Raw genomic sequence first — 6919 nt, forward strand, 5'->3', positions numbered from 1 at the left:
GGTTTACACTGAATAGGAGTTGTTAATTGATTTGAATAAAAAGATAGATATTCTAGGAAGCTGCGTTTCTAGAGATCCGTTTGCTATGTTTGATCATGATTATGAAATAAATAGTTATTTTGCTAGAACTAATATTATATCGCTAGCATCGAATTCCATGAATATGTCCATACATCGAATTTCTTTAGAGTCAAACTTTCAAAAAAGATGTGTGTATAACGATTTAAATAAATTGTTTTTTAAAAACGTAAGAGAAACCGAAGCGAAAGTCTTAATCATCGACTTGTTATCTGAACGTTTAAGAATTATGAAACGTGGAGAAAGTTATTTTACTTATTCTGATGAATTCACTCGGTCAAATTTAGTGACAGATTTAAAAGGAAAACAATTTGTAGACAAGACAGATGAGCTTTGGAAAAGCTCTGCTGACAAGTTTATAGAAGAAATTAACAACAGTAGCATTGAACAAGTTATTATACATAAAGCTCTATGGCAAGAAAAATATGTGGATAAAGACGGCATCATTCAATCTTTTGATAATATTGAAGAAATTCATTCTAATAATGAGAAGCTTGAATACATGTATTCTTATTTAGCTGATAACATTCATAATGCTTGTTATTTAGAAATTGAAGGTGAAGTGTTGGCGGATGAAAATCACAAATGGKGTTTATCTCCTAGACATTATGAACCTTCCTACTACCAAAAGTTTCTTCATGAACTAAATAATCTTACTCAAAAAAACAAGATCTTTTCATAAAAGATCTTGTTTTTTCATTACTTGTATTTAATTATTAGTAAAGTAATGGATTAAAAAGCCTGCCCATACTTGTTCACCTTTTTCATTAGGCTGACCTGGTACATCGGTTAAGTATTCTGTAATTTCCTTTGAATTGTAATCCGGCCAAGATTTCCAATGGTTAATAAATTCGTACCCGTTTTCTTTTGAAAAATCCTCTAGAGCTTTTACATCATTGGGGTAATTTTTTGCCTGATAAACTGGTGCTGAAGGCTGAAAAATCGTTACTAAGTTTTTGTTTTCAGCTTCAATGTGCTTCATAACAACATCTAAATTCTCAAGCGTATTGTCGATTCCTACTACTCCATTATCATTTAATAAAAATGGTTCAAAGAGCAAGATATCAGGCTTTGCTTTTGTAATATCTTCATACTTCTTTGATTTCACAAATTGTAATGTATTCATTTGTTTGTATTCATACAACTCTACATTTATTAAATCCGTCCCATATGTATCTTCTACTTTATCTTTCAATAAAGTTCCCCATGTCTTTACATCTTTCTCAGGAGCGGATCCTACAATTACAAGCTTTACGGGATTTCCTGTTTTCTTTGCATTCTCTAATTTCTTTACAATTGATTCTGGCAGATTCTTAGTCTCGGTTTGCGTATCTTTTTCTGTTTCTGCTGCGCTTACTCTCGTAGGCTTTGTTTCGAACTGTTTGTCCAATTGATGATTCCAATACATCTTTCCTGCTACTAAAGACGAGATAAAGATGAGAATAGCAAATACGTTAATTAAAATTTTCATAAAATGTCTCCCTTACTATATCTTTCTTTTTTTCTTTTATTATAATATAATTTTAAAGTACATGAAGAAATTTGATTAAATTTGTCATTTTTTTAATCATTTTGACGTGTTTTCTGATGAAAAAGATAAGAATAATGGCTTACATAGAAGACATTTATTTTATCAATATATAAAGAAAAGGAAGAGAGGTTCCACATGGAAGAACAAGTACAACCTTCAAATGCGCGCAGACGCAAACGAAAAAAACCGAAAAAGAAACGCGCGTTCAAAATTATTCTTGGTATTATTTTAGTATTAATTCTAGGTGTAGCAGGCTATGCATATAGCATATGGCATTCTGTTGAAAAGACATTCACACAAACTCACGAGCCGTTAAAACGTGATGTATCTGAAAAACGTTCAAGCAAAGTAAGCTTGAAAAATGGAGACCCTATCTCTATTTTACTATTAGGAGTAGATCAGCGTGCCGGTGACCGAGGTCGTTCAGATTCTACTATTTTAATGACGGTAAACCCAAAGACACAGTCTATGAAAATGGTAAGTATTCCACGTGATACGCGAACTGAAATTGTCGGAAAAGGAACACAAGATAAAATTAACCACGCTTACGCTTTTGGTGGCGTAGATATGGCTGTAAATACGGTAGAGAAATTCTTAGACGTTCCTGTAGACTATTATGTTCAAGTGAATATGGAAAGCTTTAAAGACATTGTAGACGCTGTTGGCGGCGTAACCGTAAACAATAACCTTGCGTTTAATTATGACGGCTACAGCTTCCAAAAAGGACCTTTGAAATTAGATGGTAAAGAAGCATTGGCTTTTACCCGTATGCGTAAACAAGACCCTCGCGGTGACTTTGGGCGTCAGCAGCGCCAGCGTCAAGTAATTGAAGGCGTTATTGACGAAGGAGCTAGCGTTCAGTCTTTAACAAACTACGGTACGATTTTAGATGCAATTGGTCAAAATGTAAAAACAAACCTTACGTTTGATGATATGAAACAAATTCAATCAAATTATAAAGACGCACGTAACAATTCAGAGCAGCTTCAAATAGATGGAAAAGGCGAAAAAATTAACGGTATCTACTATTATGCCGTATCTGATGACACTCGCAATCAGCTGTCTACTGAATTAAAAGAAAGTTTAAATTTAAAGTAAATAAAAAAAGTGTAGCTTCCGCTACACTTTTTTTATTTACTTATCTTTTTTATCTTTATCATCTATTACTACATTAACAGCGTTCGTACTTTTAACTACTTTTTTATCGTCAGACCCTTTTGCAAATACACGTACCTTGTAACGACCAGACTCTTTTAAAGGAAACTTCAATGAACTGTCCTTAGAATAGGAAATCTTTTTAAATGCCTTATTATCTTTATGAATATAATAAGCATATTTTACATCCGTTCCCTTAGCTTTTGTTGTTACCTCTAAACGTTTATTGCCGAAGTTTTTAAGTGAAACCGCTGTAAGTTCTGTTTTAACTTCTGATTGTTCAGATGCTTTCTTAGGAGATGCAGCTTCTTCTTTGTTGCTGCAACCTGCAAATAATAACATACCCGCTACAACCGGAATAAATAACTTTGCTTTCATTTTTAGTCACCTCGTATGTTTTAATGAAACTTATACACTTCTCTGATTCAAAACACTTTTATAAAAACATAAAAACGGCTAATAAAACAGAAAGTGTACATAATAAGCTTAGCTGAACCCTTAATTGAATTCTTCGCTTCTTATTCATTTTTTGACTCTGATATCTTTGAAAACGCTGATCAGCAGTTGTGAGAATAGGTTCTCTATGTTCTTTCACCTGAGAAATTGCAGCTTGCTGCTGATTTAGCATTTTCGTTTTGTATAACTTTTTATCTTCATCACTTAGCTTGTTAAACCATTCTATAAATTTCTTATAGCTGGCAAGCACAGCTCTTGTACGTCCAAATTTTCGCAACTGACCAAAATGCATCCAAATGACTTTATCACAAATATTTCTAATTTGAGATACGGAGTGACTAATAAAAAAAATAGTTTTTCCATCTTCTTTAAATTCATTAATTTTTGTTAAACACTTATCATAAAATGTTTGATCTCCAACAGACAAGGCCTCATCAACTACTAAAATGTCAGGATTTGTATGAACGGATATCGCAAAGCCCAGTCTGGATTTCATTCCACTAGAATAATTTTTAACAGGCTGATTAATAAATTTACCTATATCCGCAAACTCAATAATTTTTGGGGTAATCTGCTTGATTTCTTCTTTGGTTAACCCATGCATCAAGCATTTTAATTCTATATTTTCATAGCCGCTTAAATTATTGTTGAGACCTGCAGATATTGCAATTAATGAAGTTTCACCATTAATCGTTAATTCTCCAGAAGTAGGAGGAACCACTTGAGATAGGATATTAGAAAGGGTTGATTTTCCTGAACCGTTTACCCCAACAATTCCAATCACTTCTCCCTCATAGACAGAAAAGGAAACATCTCTTAATGCATAAAAKCTTTCATTCTGCTTCTTCGGAAAAAACACTTCTCGTATTTTATCAGATCGCTTTTGGTAAAGTACGTACTTTTTACTTACATTTTCAAATTGAACCTTTAGCTTCATAAATTTAAGCTCCTAGATTACAAGTAATCGATAAACTTTTTCCTGAATTTTATATGTAGAACGGATCCTACTAAAAGTATTAATAACGTAACAACCCAAAAATACAGTGTATATATCCAATCATCATAAAACCAAGCGTACCCTAGAAAACTATTGCGAAACCCTTCTATTAAATAATAGATAGGATTTAGCTTCAACACAGTTTGGAATACGTGTGGAAGTCTAGATTGATCCCAGAGGATAGGTAATAAATACACCATCATTCTCATAATGGCTTGTAAGGCTTGTTGAAAATCTCTTACAATTGTTGAGATTGTAGAACCTAACAACGTAACGGCAAACAAGAAAACAAATAATGACACCAAATAATAAGGCAATTGCAAGATATGTAGTCCAGGATTGATTCCATATACTATAAAAATAAACGCTAATACAACTAACATGACAATTAATTGAAAAGAGTTACTAATGATAGTCACTGTAGGTAAAATACTTACCGGGAACTTCATTTTGGATACGAGACTTACTCTTGCATATACACTGTTAGAACCTTGAAGAATTGATGGACTGATAAAAAACCAAGGAATCAGTCCTACCATTAACCATGCAAAAAATGGTACACCGTGAACAGGTGCTCCTCCTCGAATGCCAATTCCAAACACCAGCCAATATAGGAGAACCTGTATAACAGGAGTTAAAAACTGCCATACAGCTCCCAAATAATGCAATTGGTATTTGCCTTTCATATCGTAACGAGCTAGCCTTAAAATCAAATGAAAATTCGAGGATTGTTCTTTCAAAATCCTCCCTACAAGGTTCATGCCATTACTTCTTCCTTCTTAAGGAATGCATGTAGGTTGCCATAGTTAATGTAACTGAAATCGTCAGAACGGTTAGCTACTACGTTTTTCGTATCGAAAATACGTTTTGTTGCCATACCTTCTAATTCGCTCCAGTTTAATTCTTTGAATTCATTATGATCTGTTAATACAAGAACTAGGTCAGAGTTGCGTACAGCTTCCTTGATATCTTGTTCAACCCAATCTTGTTCCACGTGAGGATCAAATGCGCGAATTTCGTATTTGCCTTCTGCTTTTAATAAATCATAGATTTCCATTGCTGGACTTTCACGGATATCGTCTACGTTTCCTTTATACGTTAAACCGAATACTGTCACAACGCGGCCGTCTACTTTTTCCATTAGAGCATTTGTGTTGTCTACTACGTATTGAGGCATAGATGTGTTAATTGTTCTTGCTAGATTAATAAGCTGAGCTGTTTTAGGCGCTTTTGCAACGATGAAATACGGGTCTACAGCCAAGCAGTGTCCGCCTACACCCGGTCCTGGTGTATGAAGGTTTACACGCGGATGCTTATTAGCCATTTGAACAACTTCTAGCGCATCGATTTCTAATTCGTTACATACTTTTGTTAATTCGTTTGCTAACGCGATGTTTACGTCACGGAATGTGTTTTCCATTAGTTTTGACATTTCTGCTGTTTTTGCATCTGTTTTAATGATTTCACCTTGTACAAATGTGCTATATACCATTGCACCAGCTTCTGTACAATTTGGCGTAAGTCCTCCAACAATACGATTGTTGTGAATTAGTTCGTGAAGAATTTGTCCTGGAAGTACACGTTCTGGACAATGCACTAAGAACACGTCTTTTCCAACTTCAAAGCCAGCTGCTTCTACTAGAGGTTTCACATGGTCATCCATGCTGCGCGGTGCGATTGTAGATTCTACGATTAATACGTTTCCTTTTTCTAAGTAAGGAATGACGTTGCTTACAGCGCTTAATACATATGATAGATCACAAGATTTGTGTTGGTCATCATGGTTTGGCGTTGGTACAGCTACGATGAATGCATCTGCTTTTTCCGGCTGTAATGCGGCGCGGAATGTACCTTTTTCAATTACTTCATTTAACGCTTCCTGCAGACCAGGCTCTTCTAAATGGATTTTTCCATTGTTCAATGATTCAATTACGCGTTGACTTACGTCGACACCTACAACATCTACATCATGTTTTGCAAACATAATAGACGTTGGTAATCCAATATATCCTAATCCTACTGTACAAAGTTTCATTTTATTTCCTCCTGAGCACTACTAAAATATAAATTTATAAATACAAACATATATACCACGTCATTCATTAAACAGCAGTATCTATATGTATATAACTACTTAACAACGGTTGCACTTAATTCATCTATCAGTTGACTCCACTGATTGGTGATTTGTTCTACCCCAAAATTTGCTCTTACATAATCTTTTGCGTTAGAAAAGTCGTTTGGTAATGCAGAAGAATTTAGCAACGTAATACGTTCTACAGCTTCTTCTACATCTGCAAATAAATATTCCTTAGGATAAATAGTGTCACTGCCATCCCATTTCAAGATGATTGGATATGAACCGGAAGCCATACCCTCACTTGGAGAAAGATGAAAACTCTCAAAATCACTCGTAGATAGTACAAAACCTACTTTCGATAACCATTCAGCAATATCTCCAAACCCTTCAAAGACAACAGAATTCTTCCAAGGAGCATTTTCGATACGAGCAAATATGCCTTCGTAGTATTCTCTTTCTTCTTCTTTGTTCCATAACCAAGAATACTCTTGAGGCATTTTCCCCTTCACATATAGTTTATATCTATTATCTTCAAGCCATAGTTTCTCAAACATATCTACAGCTAGATCTAGTCTTTTTCGCTGCGGACATATTCCAATAATACCAAGGTGGAATCTAGCAT

At 34.6% G+C, this 6919-nt stretch carries 7 protein-coding genes and 1 pseudogene; 2 read left to right on the forward strand and 6 right to left on the reverse strand.

Translation table 11 applies throughout. The features are described 5' to 3' along the window. The first annotated feature begins 31 nt into the window (after nt 1–31). Nucleotides 32–760: a DUF6270 domain-containing protein gene (locus AC1DRF_RS13385; RefSeq protein ID WP_477740909.1), complete on the forward strand. Its 729-nt coding sequence runs from the start codon at nt 32–34 to the stop codon at nt 758–760. 27 nt (nt 761–787) lie between these two features. Here AC1DRF_RS13385 and AC1DRF_RS13390 read toward each other — a convergent pair whose 3' ends face one another. Then, nucleotides 788–1549, reverse strand: a complete 762-nt coding sequence (locus AC1DRF_RS13390; protein ID WP_477740910.1) for an SGNH/GDSL hydrolase family protein — start codon at nt 1547–1549, stop codon at nt 788–790. 195 nt (nt 1550–1744) lie between these two features. Between AC1DRF_RS13390 and tagU the strand changes: the two genes are divergently transcribed. After that, nucleotides 1745–2707 carry a polyisoprenyl-teichoic acid--peptidoglycan teichoic acid transferase TagU gene (tagU, locus tag AC1DRF_RS13395; protein ID WP_477740911.1) on the forward strand — a complete coding sequence of 321 codons (963 nt, stop codon included), beginning with the start codon at nt 1745–1747 and terminating at the stop codon, nt 2705–2707. Between the two features lie 36 nt (nt 2708–2743). Here tagU and AC1DRF_RS13400 read toward each other — a convergent pair whose 3' ends face one another. The 5 genes and pseudogenes from AC1DRF_RS13400 to AC1DRF_RS13420 all read right to left on the reverse strand — a co-directional run. Beyond that, nucleotides 2744–3142: a triple tyrosine motif-containing protein gene (locus AC1DRF_RS13400; protein WP_064471429.1), complete on the reverse strand. Its 399-nt coding sequence runs from the start codon at nt 3140–3142 to the stop codon at nt 2744–2746. Between the two features lie 64 nt (nt 3143–3206). Beyond that, nucleotides 3207–4157, reverse strand: a pseudogene (gene tagH, locus AC1DRF_RS13405) (teichoic acids export ABC transporter ATP-binding subunit TagH); the annotation flags it as partial. Between the two features lie 17 nt (nt 4158–4174). Next, on the reverse strand, nt 4175–4978 hold the full coding sequence (locus AC1DRF_RS13410) for an ABC transporter permease (RefSeq protein ID WP_064471427.1): 804 nt from the start codon (nt 4976–4978) through the stop codon (nt 4175–4177). Beyond that, the gene (locus tag AC1DRF_RS13415; protein WP_043979840.1) at nt 4975–6252 is read right to left on the reverse strand and encodes a nucleotide sugar dehydrogenase; all 1278 of its coding nucleotides are present in this window, start codon (nt 6250–6252) and stop codon (nt 4975–4977) included. Before AC1DRF_RS13415 ends, AC1DRF_RS13410 begins: the two co-directional genes overlap by 4 nt. Nucleotides 6253–6347: 95 nt before the next feature. Continuing rightward, nucleotides 6348–6919, reverse strand: a 572-nt coding sequence (locus AC1DRF_RS13420) for a glycosyltransferase (RefSeq protein WP_477740912.1), incomplete at its 5' end; no start/stop codon positions are given.

It is taken from the genome of Priestia sp. P5_B4 (assembly GCF_056400385.1).

Coding starts and splice junctions, on each gene's coding strand:
- AC1DRF_RS13410 (WP_064471427.1), bottom strand. CDS start 4,978: ATGAACCTTGTAGGGAGGATTTTGAAAGAACAATCCTCGAATTTTCAT.
- AC1DRF_RS13415 (WP_043979840.1), bottom strand. CDS start 6,252: ATGAAACTTTGTACAGTAGGATTAGGATATATTGGATTACCAACGTCT.
- AC1DRF_RS13390 (WP_477740910.1), bottom strand. CDS start 1,549: ATGAAAATTTTAATTAACGTATTTGCTATTCTCATCTTTATCTCGTCT.
- AC1DRF_RS13400 (WP_064471429.1), bottom strand. CDS start 3,142: ATGAAAGCAAAGTTATTTATTCCGGTTGTAGCGGGTATGTTATTATTT.
- tagU (WP_477740911.1), top strand. CDS start 1,745: ATGGAAGAACAAGTACAACCTTCAAATGCGCGCAGACGCAAACGAAAA.